Below are 20369 nucleotides of genomic sequence, written 5' to 3' on the forward strand. Positions count from 1 at the left end.
CCGGTGTTTTCGCAGTGGTTTCCCCCACCGGCCGAGAAAAAGTGTACAGGGTCCGAAGGGGTGCTCGCGCCAGCGTTTCCGCCGCGTCGGCGTGGCGGTCCCCTCGGGCCCTGTCCAGGCGGCTACCGGGCGGGCAGGACGTGCCTGGCCGCGATCGCGCGTGCCGTGTCGGAGTCCGGGCCCGGCTGCGGTACGAAGATCGCCTCACGGTAGTAGCGCAGCTCGGCGATCGACTCGCGGATGTCGGCCAGGGCCCGGTGGTTGCCGTTCTTCTCCGGACTGTTGAAGTAGGCCCGCGGGTACCAGCGCCGGGCCAGCTCCTTGATCGAGCTGACGTCGACGATCCTGTAGTGCAGATAGTCCTCGAGCGTCGGCATGTCGCGGGACAGGAAGCCGCGGTCCGTGCCGACCGAGTTGCCGCACAGGGGGGCCTTGCCCGGTTCCTTGACCCACTCCCGTACGTAGGTCAGGACCTGCTCCTCGGCGTCGGCGAGCGTCGTGCCGGCCGCCAGCTCGTCGAGCAGTCCCGAGGAGGTGTGCATCTGACGCACCACCTCCGGCATCGTCTCCAGTGCCGCGTCCGGCGGCCGGATCACGATGTCCACCCCCTCGCCGAGTACGTTCAGCTCGGAGTCGGTGACCAGGGCGGCCACCTCGATGAGCGCGTCGTCCGACAGCGAGAGTCCGGTCATCTCGCAGTCGATCCACACCATGCGATCGTTCATGTGTCCCACCTTATGGCCAGGGCCTGGCGTACGGACCGCCCGTGCATGTGACGTGTGCACGGGCGGATACGGCGACGGGCGGGACCCGGGGTCGTACGACCCCTGATCCCGCCCGCGCTCGCCGGTGGGCCGGTACGCCGGTGCGGCGGTGGTGCTACGGCGCGCTGCGCGGCCCGGGCACGCTCTGGCGGCTCGCCGCGTACAGCTCGGGCACGTGCTTGCCCGGGTGGTCCGGGGGCAGGGGCGCCGAGGGGCCGATGCCGTTCGACGCCGCCGTCCGCCGGGTCTGCATCGGGACCTGGGCGGACTCCGGCGGGGGCTGCGGCACGGGCGGGCCGCCGGGGCTCTCGGCGTCCGTCTGCCGGTCGCCCTGCGGGCGGCGTGCCCGGTACGCGGCCCGGTAGGCGGCGGGCGACGAGCCGAGCTGGCGCCGGAAGTGGCCACGCAGCGCCACCGGGGAGCGGAAGCCGCAGCGCCCGGCGACCTCGTCGACCGAGTAGTCGGAGGTCTCGAGCAGCCGCTGCGCCTGCAGCACCCGCTGGGTGATCAGCCACTGCAGCGGCGCGCTCCCGGTGAGCGAGCGGAAGCGCCGGTCGAACGTCCGCCGGCTCATGTACGCGCGCGCCGCCAGCGTCTCCACGTCGAACTGCTCGTGGAGGTGCTCCAGCGCCCAGGCGACGACCTCCGCGAGCGGGTCGGCGCCGATCTCCTCGGGTAAAGAACGGTCGAGGTAGCGCTCCTGCCCGCCGCTGCGGCGCGGCGGGACCACCAGGCGTCGGGCGAGCGCGCCCGCCGCCTCGTTGCCGTGGTCCGTGCGCACGATGTGGAGGCACAGGTCGATGCCGGCCGCCGTACCGGCCGACGTCAGGACGTCCCCGTCGTCCACGAACAGCTCGCGCGGGTCGACGTGCACCGACGGATAGCGCTTGGCCAGCGTCGGTGCGTACATCCAGTGTGTGGTGGCCGGCCGGCCGTCCAGCAGCCCGGCGGCGGCCAGCACGAAGGCGCCGGTGCACAGCCCCACGATGCGGGCGCCCTCCTCGTGCGCCCGGCGCAGAGCGTCGAGCGCCTCCTCCGGCGGCGGTGAGGTGATCGACCGCCAGGCCGGCACCACGACGGTGCCCGCCCGCGAGATCGCCTCCAGGCCGTATGGCGCGGTGAGTTCCAGGCCCCCTGTGGTCCGCAGCGGGCCTTCCTCGCCGGCTGCCACCAGCAGGCGGTAGCGCGGCACTCCGGCGTCCTGGCGGTCGATCCCGAACACCGAAAGCGGAATGGAACTCTCGAAAATGGGGCCGCCGCTGAACAGCAGCACCGCGACGATCTCCTTGCGGCGTCGCCCGGACAGCTTCCGGGCCGCGGCGTCCGGCGCGGCAGTGGAGTCGTGGCTCATCCTGCTAAGCCCCCCTCGGTGGTCGCGGCTCCTCGGTTGTGTCGCTCCTGCACGTTTCCCCTCGGTCCTGCACGAGTCCCCCGCCGTAGACAGTCATGATCGAATCTACTGTGTCCCGCGGTGCCGGCGTGACCAGTTCACGATCCGGCACATTGTCGACATGGCAACTTGGCGTGAAGCATTCGATCACGAAGCGTCGCACTCGTCGGGCGTGCAGGGAAGTGCGCCTCGTCCCGGTGGCCAATCCACGTAGGGTGCGCGCGCCGTCCGGGACCCTTTCGGCGCAGGTCGAACGGGGGGTGGGGGACCGTTCGGCGGTGTGATGCACGGGGTTGAGAAGTTGGCTGAAAAGATACGGGGGCGTGCGCGGAAACCGGTCAGTCGACCGGAGTGTTTCCACCAGTGTGACGTCCGCCCCTGTGCGCCCCCGTCCCGGTCCTGCTGTGGCGCCCTCGGTGCGGGGCGATCTCCTCGGCCCGCAGGCACGCGGCGCCCCGCTCGGACTGCCTGAGCAGTGCGCCGCACGTGAGGGTGACGGCCAGGAGACCGAGCGCGGTGCTGATGGCGGCGGCGATCGAGGTGCCGTACCAGACGAGGACGACGGGGACCAGGACGCAGCAGAAGGCGGCCCAGCGGGTCACATCGCTCACCCTGTTCGGTGCGGGGCGCTTCCGGGGGGCGGTGCGGGGTCCGGACACTGTGTGCTCCCTCCGGCGGTGGTCACCGGATTCAACGCGGGTCCGACCGGTCGGTCACTGCTGTTGCCCCTGGTGCGCGGTCCGTTCGGGCGCGTGGGTGAACGCCGTGCAAACCGCCTGTACGGGGCAGCAACCATTGCGTTACGGGTGTTCCCTCGTGCATGCTCCCTGGAACCCCGTGCGGCCTGCGCGGGATCTGGGCTAAGGAGGCGTGCCGCCGTACCCTTGGGGGTATGGGGACGGGAAGACGATTCCCGGACACAGCTCCGCCGCACACCGTCGTCCCCGACAAAGGATCACATCGCCGAGACAGCCATGGCCGGTCACGAATTCTTCGAACCCGCGGACCGCAAGCGGCCGGTCGCCGACCCGGCGGCCGATCCCCTGGCGGCGGAAGAGCCACGTCCTTCGTGCGATCCCGCGTTCAAGCACGGCGTCGTCGTCGGCTTCGACGGGTCGACCTCCAGCGAGCGCGCCCTCGCCTACGCGGTCGGCATGGCGTTCCGCTCCGGATCCGGTCTGATCATCGTCCATGTCGCCAACCGGCTGCCCACCACGGTGTGGGCGGGCTGCGAGCCGCCGGTCTTCGTGGACGTGCCGGACCATCGTACGGAGGTCCTGGGGCTCGAGCTGGCGTGCGCGGACCACCTCGCCGACGTGCCCTGGATCCTGGTCGAGCGTGGCGGCGACATCTGCCACGAACTCGAGGAGGTGGGCCGGGAGTACGAGGCCGACGCGATCGTCGTCGGCTCCACGCACGGCATCGTGGGCCGCATCTTCGGCTCGGTCGCCGGCCGCCTCGCCAAGCGCGCCCAGCGCCCTGTGATCGTCATTCCCTGACCGGCCCCCGTTACGGGCGTCGCCACGGCACGGGTGCCGCCGCACGCGCCCGGCAACGGCGCGTCGCCTGATCGTGCGTCGCGTCGAGCGGCGGTGCGCCGCATGGTCGTGACCGCGCCTCACACGGCCCCGGCTGATCGCGACCGCCCCGGCTGATCGCGACCGCCCCGGGTGACCGCGACCGCGCCTCGCACGGCCGGGTGACCGCGACCGTGAACTCGTGCCGCACGCCCTCTCGCGCGTCCTGCACTCACGCGCCCACACTCGCGCGCGCCCACTCTCTCTCCGACGCCCCCGCACGCCGCCTGATCACGCCATGCCGCGTACCCCGCCCGCCCGAGACCGCGCCTGCGTCAACCACCCCCTGGGGACGCCCACTTGCGGTCACCCCAAGGCCGAGCCCCCGTCAACTCCCCGCCCGGCGTGCATTTACAGCCACCCCGCGCCCCCCAGGGACACCGCGTACGCCCCCACCCCGTGCCCCCGCCGTTGTGATACCGCAACTCCCCGTCGGCCCAGGTGAGATGTGGAGTGGGTAGGGCAGGCCCGCTTTTCCGGGCCCCTCAAATTCTTCGTCCGCGGAGGTGTTTGTGCCCTTGTGAAGGGCATATATCGGTCACCGCGCACCCTACACGCAGGACAAGAAGGGAGCCCGCCGTGGACAACGACGTCTCTGCGGGAGGCACCACCACCATCGTCGGCCGGCTCGCGCTCGGCATCACGCTGCTGGCCTTCGGGCTCGGATCCACCAAGGTCATCGACGGTGTGACGACGGCCGACGCCGTGTCACTGGCCCACTACGTCGGCGGTGTGGCCCTGTTCGTCGCAGGCCTGCTCGCCTTCCGCGACCGTGACACCGCCACGGGCACCGCCTTCTCGGCGCTCGGCGCCCTGTGGTTCACCTGGGCCGTCACGGCCGGCAACCAGATGTCCGACCACGCCGCCGGACTCTTCCTCCTGCTGTTCGCCCTGGTCACCCTGAGCCTGGCGCTCGGAGCGTCCGGCGGTCTCCTCGACCAGGGCGCCTACGGGCTGTTCTTCGTCTCGCTGCTGCTGCTCGCCATCGGCCGTCTCGCCGGCAGCGACGCGCTCGGCAAGGCCGGCGGCTGGTTCGCCGTGGCGGCGGGAGCGGTGGCCTGGTACGCGGCGACCGCGGCCCTCGCCCACTGGCCGACCGCCCTTCCGCGACGCGCTGCCGGCCGGGGGGTGACGGCCGCCGGCTGAGGCAGCGACCGGGCCGGGGTTTGGGCGGCCCCGGCCCCTCCGAAAGAGCAACCCCCTGTGGTGGTGGCACACAGGGGGTTGCCGGCGTTCGAACCCGCGAGATCGCGGCGCGGTCGGCCGACTCGGACTACTCCACCGTCACGGACTTCGCCAGGTTCCGCGGCTTGTCGATGTCCCGGCCCAGGGCCACCGCCGTGTGGTAGGCGAGGAGCTGCAGCGGAATGCCCATCAGGATCGGGTCCAGCTCGTCCTCGTTCTTCGGCACGACGATCGTGTGGTCGGCCTTCTCCTGCTCCTGGTGGGCCACCGCGAGGATCTTGCCGCTGCGGGCCTTGATCTCCTCCATGGCCGCGCGGTTCTTCTCCAGCAGGTCGTCGTCCGGCACGATCGCGACCGTGGGCAGGGCCGGCTCGATCAGCGCCAGCGGGCCGTGCTTGAGCTCGGAGGCCGGGTAGGCCTCGGCGTGGATGTAGGAGACCTCCTTGAGCTTCAGCGAGGCCTCACGGGCCACCGGGTAGCCGCGCACACGCCCGATGAACAGCATCGAACGGGCGTCCGCGAACTGCTCCGCCAGCCTCTTGATCTCCTCCTCCTGCTTGAGGACCTCGGAGATCTGCTCGGGCAGCTTCCGCAGCCCCTCGATGATCCGCTTGCCGTCCCGGACGGACAGGTCCCGGGTGCGGCCCAGGTGCAGCGCCAGCAGCGCGAACGCCACCGTCGTGTTCGTGAAGCACTTGGTGGACACCACGCACACCTCGGGCCCCGCGTGGACGTACATGCCGCCGTCCGCCTCGCGCGCGATCGCCGAGCCGACCACGTTGACGATGCCCAGCACCCGCGCGCCCTTGCGCTTCAGCTCCTGCACGGCCGCCAGCACGTCGTAGGTCTCACCGGACTGCGACACCGCCACGTACAGCGTGTCGGGGTCCACCACGGCGTTGCGGTAGCGGAACTCCGACGCCGGCTCGGCGTCGGCCGGGATGCGGGCCAGCTCCTCGATCATCTGGGCGCCGATCATGCCCGCGTGGTAGGAGGTGCCGCAGCCGAGGATCTTCACACGGCGGATCTGCCGCGCCTCGCGGGCGTCCAGGTTCAGGCCGCCCAGGTGCACGGTGGAGAACCGGTCGTCGATGCGGCCGCGCAGCACCCGGTCCACGGCGTCGGCCTGCTCGTGGATCTCCTTGTGCATGTACGTGTCGTGGCCGCCCATGTCGTACGACTCGGCCTCCCACTCCACGGTGGTGGGCTCGGCCGTCGTACGGGTGCCCTCGGTGGTGTAGGTGCGGAAGTCGTCGGCCTTCAGCGTCGCCATCTCGCCGTCGTCCAGCGTGACTATCTGGCGGGTGTGGGCGACGAGGGCGGCGACGTCGGAGGCGACGAACATCTCCTTCTCGCCGATGCCGAGGACGACCGGGGAGCCGTTGCGGGCCACGACGATCCGGTCCGGGAAGTCGGCGTGCATCACGGCGATGCCGTACGTGCCCTCCACCAGGCGCAGCGCCTGGCGGACCTTCTCCTCCAGCTTCTCGGCCTGGGAGCGGGCGATGAGGTGGGTGAGGACCTCGGTGTCGGTCTCCGACAGGAACTCGACGCCCTCGGCCTCGAGCTTCTTCCTGAGGTCGGCGGCGTTGTCGATGATGCCGTTGTGGACGACGGCGACCTTGTTGTCGGCCGACAGGTGCGGGTGGGCGTTCACGTCGGAGGGGGCGCCGTGGGTGGCCCAGCGGGTGTGGGCGATACCGGTGGTGCCCTTGAAGCGCGCGGGGACCTTGGCCTCCAGGTCGCGGACCCGGCCCTTGGCCTTGACCATCCGCAGGCCGGCCGACTTGGGCGAGGTGATGACGATGCCCGCCGAGTCGTAGCCGCGGTACTCCAGCCGCTGCAGACCCTCCAGCAGGAGCGGGGCCACATCGCGCTTACCGATGTATCCGACGATTCCGCACATATGTTTCCTTAAGTCCCTTTTGACCCCGTATGGATGGGGCAGTCGTCCGGTGGCTCAGTCGTGGAAGTCGTGGACTCAGCCGTACACGATGCGCCTCAGTTGCCGGAGTGTGAGCTCGGGCGGTGCCACCGCGCGGTACCTCAGGTCCGCCTCGATCCGTTCGAAGATCGACGCGTTCACCAGTCCCTGGCCCTGCAGTTCGCGGTGGCGGCGACGGACGAACTCCTCGGTCGTCTCGTCGAAGTAGGCGAGCACGTCCTGGACCACGCGCAGCGCCTCGCCCCGGCCGAGGGGCGTGGTCCGCGTCAGATGATCAACAAGTTCGTCGTGCACCCGGTAGATCCTGAGGTACGAGCGCCGGAATCGCAAGAATCGTGCCCGATTTCGGGCAGATGCCTGTTGGATTTCTTATGGCGTGCCGTTCGACCTCTGTCCACCCTGTGTCCTGCGCCACGTTGATTATGTGGAGGAACTTCTGGCCACATGGACATACCTCGTATGGGAGTACCGGAGAAGCTCGCGGCCCGCATGAGCATGGCGGAGCAGCACGAGTACCTGCGCGCGAGATTCTCCCGGCGCACGATGATCAGAGGCGGTGCCGTCACCCTGGGCGCCGTCGCGGGTGGCGCATTCGTACCGGGTGCCACCGCCCAGGCCGCCGTCCCGACCCAGGGCACCGCCCCCGCCGTCGAGACCGTCGACGGCTCCCTCGTCGCCCCCTTCGGCCGCCATCTGGCCTTCGGCAACGACCCGCGCACCGAGATCACCGTCTCCTGGCAGGTCCCGGTCGCCGTGAAGAACCCGTTCATCCGCATCGGCGCCCACCCCTGGGACCTGTCCCGCAAGATCCCCGCCGAGGTCCGCACCCTCTACACCCCGGCGGGCGTCGGCGCGAGCGGCGACCACACGCAGTACTACCTGCACGCCAAGCTCACCCACCTGCGCCCCGGCAGGACGTACTACTACGGCGTCGGCCACCAGGGCTTCGACCCGGCCGAGCGCCACCTGCTGGGCACCCTCGGCACCTTCACCACCGCCCCCGCGCACAAGGAGCCGTTCACCTTCACGGCCTTCGGCGACCAGGGCGTCAGCTACCACGGTCTGGCCAACGACAGCCTGATCCTCGGCCAGGACCCCGTCTTCCACCTGCACGCCGGCGACATCGCCTACGCCGACCCGTCCGGCGCCGGCAAGACCGCCGACACCGGCTTCGACTCGCGGGTGTGGGACCAGTTCCTCGCCCAGACCGAGTCGGTCGCCAAGTCCGTGCCGTGGATGGTCTCCTACGGCAACCACGACATGGAGGCCTGGTACTCGCCCAACGGCTACGGTGGCGAGGAGGCCCGCTTCACGCTCCCCGACAACGGGCCGGACAAGAAGAACCTGCCGGGCGTCTACTCCTTCGTCTACGGCAACACCGCGATCATCTCGCTGGACCCGAACGACGTCTCCTTCGAGATCCCGGCCAACCTCGGCATCTCCGGCGGCACGCAGACCACGTGGTTCGAGGCGCAGCTCAAGAAGTACCGCGCGTCGAAAGACGTCGACTTCATCATCGTGTTCTTCCACCACTGCGCGTACTGCACCTCCACGGCGCACGCCTCGGAGGGGGGCGTGCGACAGGAGTGGGTGCCGCTGTTCGAGAAGTACACGGTGGACCTGGTCATCAACGGCCACAACCACCAGTACGAGCGCACCGACGTCATCAAGGGCGACAAGGTCGCCAAGAAGCTGCCGATCGGCGAGACGGCCTACCCCGAGACCGAGGGCGTCGTCTACGTGACGGCGGGCGCAGCGGGCCGCAGCCTGTACGCGTTCAGCGCGCCGGATTCCTACGAGGGCCACGAGCACGAGGTCGACTCCGTCGCCTCCTTCATCAACACCAAGGACGGCAAGGTCAACGAGACCGTCGCCTGGTCCCGGGTGCGCTACCTCAACTACTCGTTCCTGCGCGTGGACGTCGAGCCCGCGTCCAGGGGCCACTACGCCAAGCTCAGGGTCTCGGGCATCGCCGAGACCGGTGACCGCATCGACCACTTCACGGTGGCGCGCCGGGCCAAGTAGCGAGACCCCGCGGCGGGCGGTCCTCACATCCTCCTGAGGACCGCCTGTTTGGCCATCGCGAACTCCTCGTCGGTGAGCACCCCTGCGCGGTGCAGCTCGCCCAGCTCCCGCAGCCGCCGCAGCAGGGCGTCGTGCTCGTTCTCCGCGGCGCCCCGGGCGGGCGCGGGCAGCTCCTTCGGCGGCGGTACGGCGTCCACGGGCGCCGCCGGGTGCGGCAGCCGGGCCTGGACGGCCGCCGCGACGAGCGCCATCAGCGGGTCCTTCCTGAAACCCCACAGCTCCACCGCGTTGGGGTCGTACTTGGGCGGCGCCTTGGTCTCGGCGCCGCGCACGGTGAAGCGCAGACAGCCGTTCTCCAGGCCGACCGCCGGCTGCCACTCCACGGCGGTGATGTCGGCGACGGGCAGCGTGCGGGGGCCCGCGGCCTCCTTCGCGCTCTCCGTCTTCCAGTTCCACTCCAGGCGCACCTGCTCGCCGTCGAAGCTCGCCGTGCCGTCCCCGGCGGACACGGACAGCGGGACGGACGGGCCGGGCAGCAGATAGCGGTCGACCGGCTCGGAGGGCACCTGCTCCAGCGTCAGCGCATCCCGCACCTCGTCCGCCACGTACTCGGCGACGCCGTAGCGGTCGGACTCGACGGTCAGCTGGTAGGGGTCGTCGGAGTCCTTCAGCCTGCCGCCGGTCGCCTGCAGCAGCGGACAGGCGCCGTCGCGCAGCCGCAGCCTGAGCCGTCCGGCCTTCTTCCCCTGCTCGAACGAGATCCCCGCCAACGCCTCCAGCGGAACGGTCAGTTCGCCCAGTGTCCGGCGGAACAAGCTGACACTCTTGTCGCGCCCCGGAGTCAGCCGTAAGGCGTCACCGTCGAAACTCCACGTACCGTCCTTCTGGATGATTTCCGCCATGCCGGGGATTCTTCCATCCCGTTCGCGGGACAGTGGTCTACACCCATCGGGCCCGGAGCGGACCGGCCCGTGGCACCTCGTGGAAGGGAGCGCATGTGACACGGCACCACAGAACGCCCCGTCTCCTCGGCACCCTGCTGCTCGTCGCGGCGGCCGGCCTGTCCGCCGTCGCCGCGGCACCCGCCCCGGCCGCCCGCACCGCCACCCCCCTCGACCGGGTGGTCCCGGCGCCCGCCGCGGTCCACCCGGGGGGATCCCCGTACGAGATCACCTCCGGGACCGGCATCCGCGTGGACGACTCCGGCACGGTCCGCCGCATCGGCGGCTACCTCGCCGACCTCCTGCGGCCCTCGACCGGTTACCGGCTGCCGGTCACCACGCACGGCACCGGCGGCATCCGGCTCCACCTGGAGAACGGCCCGTACGGCGCCGAGGGCTACCGCCTCGACAGCGGCCCCCAAGGCGTCACCCTCACCGCCCGTGAGCCCGTCGGCCTCTTCCACGGCGTGCAGACGCTGCGCCAGCTCCTGCCCGCGGCCGTGGAGCGCAGGACCGTGCAGCACGGCCCCTGGTCCGTCGCGGGCGGCACCATCACGGACTCGCCGCGCTACGCCTACCGCGGCGCGATGCTCGACGTCGCCCGCCACTTCTTCACCGTCGCCCAGGTCGAGCGCTTCATCGACGTCCTGGCCCTCTACAAGATCGACGAACTGCACCTGCACCTGAGCGACGACCAGGGCTGGCGCATCGCCGTCGACTCCTGGCCCCGCCTGGCCGCCTACGGCGGCTCGACCGAGGTCGGCGGCGGCAAGGGCGGCCACTACACCAAGGCCGACTACCAGGAGATCGTCCGCTACGCGGCGTCGCGCTACGTCGAGGTCGTCCCCGAGATCGACATGCCCGGCCACACCAACGCCGCCCTGGCCTCGTACGCCGACCTGAACTGCGACGGCGTGGCACCCCCGCTCTACACCGGCACCGACGTCGGCTTCAGCTCGCTGTGCGTGCCGAAGCAGGTGACGTACGACTTCGCGGACGACGTCATCCGTGAACTCGCCGCGCTCACACCGGGCCGCTACCTCCACATCGGCGGCGACGAGGCGCACTCCACCGGCCACGACGACTACGTGAAGTTCATGGACCGGGTGCAGCCCATCGTCGAGCGGTACGGCAAGACGGTGATCGGCTGGCACCAGCTCACCGGGGCGCACCCGGTCAAGGGCGCCCTCGCCCAGTACTGGGGGCTCGACAGCACCGGCGCCGCCGAGAAGGCCCAGGTCGCCGAGGCCGCGCGCAACGGCACCCGGCTGATCCTGTCCCCGGCCGACCGGGTCTACCTCGACATGAAGTACACCGCGGACACCCCGCTCGGGCAGGACTGGGCGGGGCTGGTGGAGGTGCGCCGCTCCTACGACTGGGACCCGGGCGCCTACCTTTCCGGCGCGCCCGCCTCCGCGATCGCCGGGGTGGAGGCACCGCTGTGGTCCGAGACGATCGTCACGGACCACGACATCGACTGGATGACGTTCCCGCGGCTGCCGGGCGCCGCCGAACTGGGCTGGTCACCGGCGGCCACGCACGACTGGGACACGTACAGGGTGCGGCTCGCGGCGCAGGCGCCGCGCTGGGACGCACTCGGCATCGGCTACTACCGCTCGCCGCAGGTCCCCTGGCCCGCACGGTAGCCGATGCGTGACGGGCACTCCGGAGGACCGTACTCCGGGGTGCCCGCCCGTCTGCGTGCGCGCCCCTACAGGCCCGCGATCGGGTTCTTGAGGGTCCCCGCCAGTTGCAGCGCCCCCGACGGGTCCGCCAGGTCCACCATCTGCCTGTTGTTCCGCAGTTGCAGCCGGTTCAGGCAGGACAGGGGGAACTCCGGCGCGAACAGGTCGTACCGGCGGAACCTGTCGGCCAGGTGCGGGTTCGCGTCCTGGTACTCGTGGACGACCTCCGCGACCGTCCGCCAGAAGTCCTCCTCCTCGAGGATCCCGTCGGTGGCGAGGCCGGCCGCGACGAAGCGGAGGAAGCAGTCGAAGACGTCCGTGAAGACCGACAGGAGCTTCTTGTCCTCCGGCACCTCCACACGGATCCGCGCGACATCCGGCGGCAGCACCGCGTCCGGGTCCATGACCGCGATCTCCTCCGCGATGTCCTTGAAGATCGCGCGCTGCACGACACCGTCCTTCAGGACGAGGATCACGTTCTCGCCGTGCGGCATGAACACCAGGTCGTAGGCGTAGAAGCTGTGCAGCAGCGGGGTGAGGTAGGCCCGCAGGTAGTGCCGCAGCCACCGGGTGGGCGCGAGCCCGGACCGCTCGATCAGCGCGCCCGCGAACGACGCGCCCTCGTGGTCCACATGGGCGAGGGACGCCATGGTCGCCGGCGTCTCGCCGTCCTGGAGCGAGGGCACCGGGCTCTCGCGCCACAGGGCCGCGAGCATCTTGCGGTACGGCGAGTGGCGGTCCGTCGCCGCCTCGTACTCCAGGTGGCGGTAGCCGACGGCCGCCCGCTCCCGGATGATCGTCAGGCCCGTCGACTTCAGCACCGGGTCGTTCTCGACGAGCTGGGCCAGCCAGTCGTTGATCGCCGGAGTGGCCTCCATATAGGCGGCCGACAGCCCGCGCATGAAACCCATGTTGAGCACGGACAGGGCCGTCTTGACGTAGTGCTTCTCCGGGTGGGACGTGTTGAAGAAGGTCCGTATGGACTGCTGCGCCAGGTACTCGTCGTCGCCCTCGCCCAGGCACACCAGGTTCCGGCGGGCGATCTCGGCGGCGAAGGTGACGGTGAGCTTGTTCCACCACTGCCACGGGTGGACGGGTAGGAGGAGGTAGTCGGCCGGGTCCAGGCCCTGGTCCGCGAGTGCGACGCGGAAACGGTTCAGCGTTGCATCCCCCAGTTCCCCCCTCAGGAACGACTCGTACTCGATCCCCACGCCCGCCGTGAACGCCGCCCGCGAGCGGTGCGCCGCCAGCCACACCAGCCGCACCGGGCTCGCGGTCTCCGGGGCGTACGACAGGTACTCGTGGACGCCGAAGCCGAGCCGCCCGCTGTTGGCGACGAAGCAGGGGTGGCCCTCCGTCATCCCGGTCTCGATCTCCTGGAAGCCGGAACGGGCCAGCTCCGCCGAGGTGACCTGCGGCTTGGCCAGCTTGTAGCAGATGCCGGAGAGGGTGGAGGAGATCTCCTCGAGATAGACGGGGAGGATCTCGTCGCTCAGGCCCAGCGACCGCCGCAGCTCGATGAAGAAGTCGAGGGCGGCGAGCGGCAGTTCGGCGCCGTCGCGGTGACGGGCGATCGAGCCGGCGTCCACCTGCCAGTGGTCGAGGGCGCGCAGGGTGGCGGTGAAGCGGTAGCAGGTCAGGCCGTCGTCGCTGCGGACCAGGTACCGGCCGTCCTCCTCGCGCTCGGGGGCGATCAGCCGCTCATGGGCGAACTCGGCGAGGGCCTTGCGGATCAGCAGGCGGTTGGCCTGCTCCCAGCGCTCGGGGGACAGGTGGGCCACGGCGTCGGCGAGGGTCATGCCGCCACCGCCTTCTCGAACCGCTCGCGGGTGCAGAAACTCAACAGCGCCTTCTTCTCCGGCTTCTGGATCTCGCGCTCGGGCACGAACCCGACCGCCTCGTTCAGGGCGTGCACGGCGGTGTTGCGCACATCGGGCTCGACGACGACCCTGCGCGTGGCCGGATCCTCGAACAGGTGCCGCATCACAGCGGTGATGACGGCCCGGGTGAACCCGTGCACGGGTGTGTCGGCCGGCGCCACCAGGAAGTGCATGCCGACGTCGCCCGGCTCCGGCCGGTACAGGCCGACCAGCTCCCGGTGGGCCGGGTCGTACTTCTCCATCAGGAAGGCGGGCGCGCCCTCGTGCAGGCCGAGCAGCGCGTGGTGGTGCTCGTCGGCCGCGATCTCGGTGTAGGCGCGCTCGACGTCCCGGGCCGTGGCGTCCTGCATCATCCAGAAGGCCGCCTTGGGGTGCGTGACCCAGGCGTGCAGCAGTTCGGCGTCCCCGGCGGGGTCGAGGGGGCGGAAGGTGAAGGTGCCGATGTCGACGGTGCTCATGCGGCGAACTCCTGGAAGGCGATCGTCTTCTCGACGGGGTAGTACTCGGTGCCGAGCAGCTCCCGGATGATGTACGCGTTGCGGTAGGCGCCCATGCCCAGGTCGGGCGAGGTGATCGAGTGGGTGTGGACGCCGGCGTTCTGCAGGAACACGCCGCGGCCGGTGACGTCGATCGCGTAGTTGCGGGCCACGTCGAAGTTGCCGTGCCCGTCGTAGCGCAGACGGTCGCGGACGGGCCTCAGGAACTCCGGTTCGACGTACTTGTATCCGGTGGCGAGGATGAGCGCCTGGGAGCGCAGCTCGTAGTCCTTCTCCTGCTCCTGCTGGCGGAAGGTGAGGGTGTAGGCACCGTCCTCGTACGTGGCCCCGGTCAGCGCGGAGTTGGTGAGCAGACGGGTCGGGACCGGGCCGTCGAGGTTCTTCTGGTACAGCAGGTCGAAGATCTCGTCGATCAGATCGCCGTCGATGCCCTTGAACAGGCCCTTCTGCTGGTCGGCGAGGCGGTAGCGGGTCCGCTCGGGCAGCGAGTGGAAGTAGTCGATGTAGTCCGGGGACGTCATCTCCAGCGTGAGCTTGGTGTACTCGAGCGGGAAGAAGCGGGGGGAGCGGGTGACCCAGGTCAGCCGGTAGCCGTGGACGTCGATCTCGCCGAGCAGGTCGCGGTAGATCTCGGCGGCGGACTGCCCGCTGCCGACCAGCGTGATCGACTCCTTGGCCTGGAGCCGGTGCTTGTGGTCCAGGTAGCGGGAGTTGTGGATGACGTCGCCGTCGAGACCGCGGCAGGGCTCCGGGATGTGGGGCGGGGTGCCCGTGCCGAGGACCAGGTGGCGGGCGCGGTAGGTGCCGCCGTCGTGGGTCCGTACGACGTAGACCTCGTCCTCGTCCGCGTACGACACCTCGGTGACCGTGGTGCCGAAGCGGATGCCGCTCAGCTTCGAGGCGGCCCAGCGGCAGTAGTCGTCGTACTCCACCCGCAGCGGGTAGAAGTTCTCGCGGATGTAGAACGAGTACAGCCTGCCCCGCTCCTTCAGGTAGTTGAGGAAGGAGTACGGGGAGGTGGGGTCGGCCAGGGTGACCAGGTCCGACAGGAAGGGGGTCTGGAGGTGGGCGCCGTCCAGGAACATCCCCGAGTGCCACTCGAAGGTGGGCTTCGACTCCAGGAAGACGCCGTCGAGGCCGTCGATCGGCTCGGTGAGGCAGGCGAGGCCCAGGTTGAAGGGGCCGAGGCCGATCCCGACGAAGTCGTAGGTCTTCCCGGTGGCTTCAGGACGCGCGCTCAAGGGACTCTCCCAGGTACTGCTCGGCGTGGCCGGCGATCAGATCCAGCACGGTGGCGATGTCGTCCACCGTGGTCTCGGGGTTGAGCAGGGTGAACTTCAGGTAGTGGCGGCCGGCGACCTTGGTGCCCGCGACCACCGCGTCACCGGAGGCGAACAGGGCCTTGCGGGCGTGCAGGTTGGCGCGGTCGATGTCGGCCGGGTCGGTGACGGCGGCGGGGATGTGCCGGAAGACGAGGGTGGAGAGCTGCGGCTCGACGACGACGTCGAAGCGGGGGTCGGCGGCGAGCAGCTTCCAGCCCTCGGCCGCCAGGTCGCAGACCTCGTCGAAGAGCTGTCCGATGCCGTCGGCGCCCATCACGCGCAGCGTCATCCACAGCTTGAGGGCGTCGAACCGGCGGGTGGTCTGCAGGGACTTGTCGACCTGGTTGGGGATGCGTTCGCGCGCCGCGCGGCGCGGGTTGAGGTACTCCGCGTGGTAGGTGGCGTGCCGCAGGGTGGAGGCGTCGCGGACCAGGAGGGCGGACGAACTCACCGGCTGGAAGAAGGACTTGTGGTAGTCGACGGTGACCGAGTCGGCGCGTTCGATGCCGTCGAGGAGGCCGCGGCGGCTCGGCGAGACGAGCAGCCCGCAGCCGTAGGCCGCGTCCACGTGCATCCAGGTGCCGTACTGGGCGCACAGCGCGGCGATCTCGGGCAGCGGGTCGATGGAGCCGAAGTCGGTGGTGCCTGCGGTGGCGACGACCGCCATCGGGATCAGGCCGTCCCGGGTGCAGCGCTCCAGTTCGTGGGCGAGGGCGACGGTCCGCATGCGCTTGTCGGGGCCGACGGGGACGGCGACGACGGACTCGGGGCCCAGGCCGAGGAGTTTCGCGGACTTCCTGACGCTGAAGTGGCTGACCTCGGAGGTGAGGACGCGCAGCCTGGCGAGCGTGTCCGACGCTTCCCGCCCCGGCTTGGCCTCCTCCCGGGCCAGCAGCAGCGCCTGGAGGTTGGACTCGGTGCCGCCGGAGGTGAACACGCCGTCCGCGGCGGGGCCGAGGCCGATCCGTTCGGCGGTCCAGTCGATGAGCCTGCGCTCGATCAGCGTTCCGCCCGCCGACTGGTCCCAGGTGTCGAGGGAGGAGTTGACGGCGGACAGGACGGCTTCGCCGAGGACGGCCGGGATGACGACGGGGCAGTTGAGGTGGGCCAGGTAGCGGGGGTGGTGGAAGTAGACCGCGTCGCGGAGGTAGAGCTCCTCCAGCTCGTCCAGGGCCGCGGTGGTGTCGCGCAGCGGGCGGTCCAGGTCGATCCCGTCGATCCGGGGGGCGAGGGCACCGGGGGTGACGCCGGTGAACGGACGGTCGGTGGTGGCGAGTTTGGCGGCCACCCGCTCCACTCCTTCGGTCACCGAGCGGCGGTAGTGCTCCGCGGTGAGGTCATTGAGCAGGTGCGAGCGCATGTGGGGTCCTCCGGTGGGGGAGTCCGTGCGGGACGGCAGAGGGGCGGAGTCGCCTCTGTAGTGACTTAGGTTAGCCTAACCTAAGTTGATCTACGGAAACTCCGCCCCTCGGTGAGCGCCGTCACTCCCGCTCGCGCATCTGCTCCTCGCTCAGCCCCTGCCGCCAGTAGCCGACGAAGGTGACGCGCCGCCGGTCGACGCCACGCTCGCCGACGAAGTGCCGGCGGAGCGCCTTGACACAGCCGGATTCGCCCGCGAGCCAGACGTACGGGCGGGCGGCGGGCGGCAGTTCGGCGTCGCGGAGGGCGCCGAGGGCCATGGGGGATCCCTCGGTGCCGCTCTGGTTCCGTACGAACCAGGTGATCTCGGCGTCGGCCTCGGTCACCAGGTCCTGGACGTCACCGGCGTGCCCCACCTCCAGCCAGACCCGGGTGCGCGTGCCTGCGGGCAGCGTCTCGAGGATGGCGGAGGCGGCGGGTACGGCGGTCTCGTCGCCCCACATCACGACCAGGTCCGTGTCCTCGGGTGGACGGAAGCGGATCGCGCGGTTGTCCTCGACCGCCGGGCCGAGCACGAGTACGCGGTCGCCCGGTGCGGCCCGGGAGGCCCAGCGGGAGGCGGGTCCGGCCGGGGTGTGCAGGGCGAAGTCGATGTCGATCTCGTCGGGGTCCCGGCGCAGCGCCCGCAGGGTGTACGAACGCATCACCGCCCGTACGTCGTCCGGGAGTTCACGCCAGGCCTGCCACCACCCGTCGTCCAGCTCCAGCGGCACGACGGGTGCGGGCTGTCCGGGGTGCGGCAGGAACAGGGAGAGGCTCTGGTCGCGTCCGTCGGAGCGGAAGGCGTACAGGTCGTCCCCGGTGAAGGTGACCCGGACGAGCGACGGGCCGAGCCGCCTCGTCCGTGCGACCTGGAGGGGGAAGAAGCGGAACGGGGCGGCTACGGCAGTCGTCACGGTGGCTCCTCAGCTGACCTTCTTCGCCGTCTCGAGCGCCTTGGCGAGGTCCTCGAGCAGCGGGGCGCACTTGTCGTACGAGAGGATGGGCTCGGGGTTGCGGGCGATGACCTGGCCCGCCTTGACCGCGGGGAGCTTCTTCCAGGTCGCCTCGGTGATGTCGGTCGGCTGGATGGCCGAGGTGCGGTTGTCCATCATGATGACGTCGGCCTTGTACTTGTCGACGTTCTCCCAGCTCAGGTTCTCGAACCAGCCGCCGCTCGCCTTCAGTGCGGCGGCGGGCGGCTCGACGAAGTTCACGCCGAGGGCCTTGAAGTACTCCAGGTCGATGGAGAGGTTCGTTCCGGAGACGTAGAAGATGTTCTGGCTCGCGGAACCGGCCAGCACCTTGATGCCGGGCCTGGCCTTGGCGGCGGCGCGCAGCCGGGCGGCGGCGTCCTCGAACCGCTTCTTCGCCCGGGCGGTCTTCGCGGAGGAGGTGTCCGCGCCGAGCGACTCGGCGAGTTGCAGCATCCGCTGCAGGGGCCCGGGCATCTGGCGGTCGTACACCGAGATCCCGACGCTCGGCGCGCCCACGGCGAGGATCTTCTTCCTGGACTCCTCGGGCACGTACCAGAGCGTCCCGGCGCCGTCGAACATGGTGGTGACGAGGAGGTCGGGGGAGAGGGCCGCGTACTTCTCGATGTTGAACTGGCCCCACTCGTTGCCGAGGACGGTGACCTTGTCGACGTCGAGGTCGCCGGCCTGGACGTCGGCCTTGCCGTCCTTGGTCTTCGTCGGCCCGAAGACGCCCTTCACGTCGACGCCGTAGTCGTGCAGCGCGGCGGCGACCCCCACGAACGCGACGATGTTCGACGGCACCTTGTCGGCCTCGGCGGTCTGCCCGCGGTCGTCCTTGAACGACCAGGGGCCCGATTTCCCCGCGGCGGCCCCGCTGCCCGACGCGCCGCCTTTCGCCTTGGCGTCCCCGCAGGCCGCGAGCGCGGCACCGAGACCGAGGGCGCCGCCGGCGGCCAGGAGGCCGCGGCGAGTGGGATGGGGGACACGCACGTTGGGCATGGGTATGACTGCTTTCGAACAGGGCGCAGCGCCCACCGGACAAGTTCCAAGGTAGGTTAGCCTAACCTCACTACTTATCGAGAGGGTGGGCGCATCGCCGAGCCGGTCGTCAGCCGGAAGGCGCCTTCTGCGCGGCCGCGTCCAACGCCGGGGCCAGGACGGCGACGGCCCGGTCGAGCAGCGCGGCGGGATCCTCGGCTCCCTCGCTGTCGCTCCACCGCTGCAGCACGGTGTTGAAGGCGGTGAGCGCCATCCCGGCGGCCATCTGGGGGTACAGATCGGCTGCGGTCTCCAGCCCTTGACGACGCGCCAGTTCCGCCGCCAGGTCGTCGCGCCACTGGGCCTGTCGCTCCAGGAAGCGGGCATGCAGTGCGGGGGTGCGCAGGATCAGCCGGACGACCCGGAGCGCCCGTTCGGCGTGGTCGGAGTGATCGGCGCAGGCGGCCATGGCGGCCCAGACGGTGTGTCGCAGTGCCACGGAAGGCCGCTCGCCGACGGGGCGGTCCGCCAGTTCGGCGCACATGCCGGTGCCCAGATCGGCCAGGAATCGGACGACCACGTCCTCCTTGGACGCGAAGTACCGGAAGAACGTCCGCTTGGACACGCCGGCGGTGGCCACGATCTCGTCGACGGTCACCCCGTCGAACCCCTTCAGTGCCAGCAGTTGCAGTGCTGCCTCGGTCAACTCGTCGGCGACGAGTTGACGTTTGCGTTCGGCGAGGCTTGCGTCGGGGCGATGCGTCACCGGGTCATCGTAGCGCCATGCCGTGCCGCACATGGCACCGAGTAGCGTCTTGACACCAAGTGCCACGCGCGACAACGTGTGCTCATGACGAAGCATCAGCGGTGGACCGCCGAGCACATTTCCGACCAGACCGAGCGGGTGTTCGTCGTCACCGGAGCCAACAGTGGCCTCGGCCTGGCGACCACCCGGGCGCTCGCGCGCAAGGGTGCCCATGTGGTCCTCGCCGTCCGGGACGAGGAGAAGGGCCGCAGAGCCGTGGCGGAGATCACCGCCGGACAGCCGGACGCCGCCCTGGAGGTCCGCCGTCTCGACCTGGCCGACCTCCGCTCGGTCCGCGCCTTCGCCGAAGGGATGCATGCCGACCACGCTCGGGTGGACGTACTCCTCAACAACGCCGGCGTGATGGCGCCACCGCGAACGCTGACCGCTCAGGGGCACGAGACGCAGTTCGCCTGCAACCACCTCGGCCACTTCGCGCTCACCGGGCTGCTGCTCGACCTGCTGACCGCCGGCCGTGACCCCCGCGTCGTGACCGTGAGCTCGCTCAACCACCGCAAGGGTCATATCCGCTTCGACGACATCACCGGTGAGCGCCGCTACTCACCCATGGCCTTCTACGACCAGTCCAAGCTCGCCAACGCCGTCTTCGGACGGGAACTTCACCGGAGGCTGACCGGGTCCGGCAGTCCGGTGCGGAGCGTGCTCGCCCACCCCGGCTACGCCGCCACCAACCTCCAACTGAGCGCGCCCGTCGGCATGGTGAAGCTGCTGTTCGGGCGCGTCCTCTCGCCGCTCGCCCAGTCCCCCGACCGGGGCGCTCTGCCGCAGCTGTACGCCGCGACCGACCCGAACGTGGAGGGCGGGCAGTTCATCGGCCCGGCCGGCCCAGGGGAGCTGCGCGGCGGGCCGACGCGGGTGCGGCTGTCGCCCGCGGCGGCCGATCCCGAGACCGGCCGCCGCCTGTGGGAGTTGTCGGAGCGGCTGACCGAGGTGCGGTACGTGTTTCCGGCCCCGGTCGAGCCGTAGGGCTGTCAGCCGG

General features: G+C 70.5%; 18 protein-coding genes. 5 read left to right on the forward strand and 13 right to left on the reverse strand.

Annotation, left to right across the window (positions count from 1 at the left end):
- Positions 1-122 precede the first annotated feature (122 nt).
- From orn to ACZ4SW_RS14350, 3 genes are all read right to left on the reverse strand, one after another.
- Entirely contained in the window at positions 123-725 is a 603-nt protein-coding gene (gene orn, locus ACZ4SW_RS14340) for an oligoribonuclease (protein WP_468242254.1), read from the reverse strand.
- A gap of 154 nt (positions 726-879) precedes the next feature.
- On the reverse strand, positions 880-2115 hold the full coding sequence (locus ACZ4SW_RS14345) for a helix-turn-helix domain-containing protein (protein WP_468242257.1): 1236 nt from the start codon (positions 2113-2115) through the stop codon (positions 880-882).
- A 377-nt stretch (positions 2116-2492) separates the two neighbouring features.
- A complete protein-coding gene (locus ACZ4SW_RS14350; protein WP_468242259.1) occupies positions 2493-2756 on the reverse strand; it encodes a hypothetical protein in 264 nt (87 codons plus the stop codon).
- Between the two features lie 372 nt (positions 2757-3128).
- Here ACZ4SW_RS14350 and ACZ4SW_RS14355 point away from each other — a divergent pair, with 372 nt between their 5' ends.
- Entirely contained in the window at positions 3129-3653 is a 525-nt protein-coding gene (locus ACZ4SW_RS14355) for a universal stress protein (protein WP_468242262.1), read from the forward strand.
- A gap of 657 nt (positions 3654-4310) precedes the next feature.
- The gene (locus ACZ4SW_RS14360) at positions 4311-4877 is read left to right on the forward strand and encodes a GPR1/FUN34/YaaH family transporter (protein ID WP_468242264.1); all 567 of its coding nucleotides are present in this window, start codon (positions 4311-4313) and stop codon (positions 4875-4877) included.
- A gap of 127 nt (positions 4878-5004) precedes the next feature.
- On the opposite strand, the gene glmS is transcribed toward ACZ4SW_RS14360, so the two are convergent.
- On the reverse strand, positions 5005-6822 hold the full coding sequence (gene glmS / locus ACZ4SW_RS14365) for a glutamine--fructose-6-phosphate transaminase (isomerizing) (protein WP_468242267.1): 1818 nt from the start codon (positions 6820-6822) through the stop codon (positions 5005-5007).
- Between the two features lie 75 nt (positions 6823-6897).
- Positions 6898-7155, reverse strand: a complete 258-nt coding sequence (locus ACZ4SW_RS14370) for a hypothetical protein (protein ID WP_468242269.1) — start codon at positions 7153-7155, stop codon at positions 6898-6900.
- A 165-nt stretch (positions 7156-7320) separates the two neighbouring features.
- On the opposite strand from ACZ4SW_RS14370, the gene ACZ4SW_RS14375 reads away from it, so the two are divergent.
- Positions 7321-8886, forward strand: coding sequence for a purple acid phosphatase family protein (locus ACZ4SW_RS14375; RefSeq protein ID WP_468242662.1), 1566 nt, complete (start codon positions 7321-7323; stop codon positions 8884-8886).
- A 23-nt stretch (positions 8887-8909) separates the two neighbouring features.
- On the opposite strand, the gene ACZ4SW_RS14380 is transcribed toward ACZ4SW_RS14375, so the two are convergent.
- Positions 8910-9788, reverse strand: coding sequence for a DUF4429 domain-containing protein (locus tag ACZ4SW_RS14380; protein ID WP_468242271.1), 879 nt, complete (start codon positions 9786-9788; stop codon positions 8910-8912).
- A gap of 95 nt (positions 9789-9883) precedes the next feature.
- Between ACZ4SW_RS14380 and ACZ4SW_RS14385 the strand changes: the two genes are divergently transcribed.
- A complete protein-coding gene (locus ACZ4SW_RS14385; protein WP_468242274.1) occupies positions 9884-11473 on the forward strand; it encodes a beta-N-acetylhexosaminidase in 1590 nt (529 codons plus the stop codon).
- A gap of 65 nt (positions 11474-11538) precedes the next feature.
- Here ACZ4SW_RS14385 and ACZ4SW_RS14390 read toward each other — a convergent pair whose 3' ends face one another.
- From ACZ4SW_RS14390 to ACZ4SW_RS14420, 7 genes are all read right to left on the reverse strand, one after another.
- Positions 11539-13311, reverse strand: a complete 1773-nt coding sequence (locus ACZ4SW_RS14390; protein ID WP_468242276.1) for an IucA/IucC family protein — start codon at positions 13309-13311, stop codon at positions 11539-11541.
- The gene (locus ACZ4SW_RS14395) at positions 13308-13850 is read right to left on the reverse strand and encodes a GNAT family N-acetyltransferase (protein ID WP_468242278.1); all 543 of its coding nucleotides are present in this window, start codon (positions 13848-13850) and stop codon (positions 13308-13310) included. Before ACZ4SW_RS14395 ends, ACZ4SW_RS14390 begins: the two co-directional genes overlap by 4 nt.
- Complete coding sequence (locus tag ACZ4SW_RS14400; RefSeq protein WP_468242280.1) at positions 13847-15130, reverse strand: lysine N(6)-hydroxylase/L-ornithine N(5)-oxygenase family protein; 1284 nt, start codon at positions 15128-15130, stop codon at positions 13847-13849. The genes ACZ4SW_RS14395 and ACZ4SW_RS14400 overlap by 4 nt, the downstream gene beginning before the upstream one ends.
- Positions 15114-16571, reverse strand: a complete 1458-nt coding sequence (gene desA / locus ACZ4SW_RS14405; protein ID WP_468242282.1) for a lysine decarboxylase DesA — start codon at positions 16569-16571, stop codon at positions 15114-15116. The genes ACZ4SW_RS14400 and desA overlap by 17 nt, the downstream gene beginning before the upstream one ends.
- 121 nt (positions 16572-16692) lie before the next feature.
- Positions 16693-17526 carry a siderophore-interacting protein gene (locus ACZ4SW_RS14410; protein ID WP_468242285.1) on the reverse strand — a complete coding sequence of 278 codons (834 nt, stop codon included), beginning with the start codon at positions 17524-17526 and terminating at the stop codon, positions 16693-16695.
- 9 nt (positions 17527-17535) lie between these two features.
- Positions 17536-18585 carry an ABC transporter substrate-binding protein gene (locus tag ACZ4SW_RS14415; protein WP_468242287.1) on the reverse strand — a complete coding sequence of 350 codons (1050 nt, stop codon included), beginning with the start codon at positions 18583-18585 and terminating at the stop codon, positions 17536-17538.
- 109 nt (positions 18586-18694) lie between these two features.
- Complete coding sequence (locus ACZ4SW_RS14420) at positions 18695-19330, reverse strand: TetR family transcriptional regulator (protein WP_468242289.1); 636 nt, start codon at positions 19328-19330, stop codon at positions 18695-18697.
- Positions 19331-19414: 84 nt separating this feature from the next.
- Between ACZ4SW_RS14420 and ACZ4SW_RS14425 the strand changes: the two genes are divergently transcribed.
- A complete protein-coding gene (locus tag ACZ4SW_RS14425; RefSeq protein ID WP_468242292.1) occupies positions 19415-20356 on the forward strand; it encodes an oxidoreductase in 942 nt (313 codons plus the stop codon).
- Positions 20357-20369 lie beyond the last annotated feature (13 nt).

The organism is Streptomyces sp. NPDC028331, assembly GCF_055565775.1.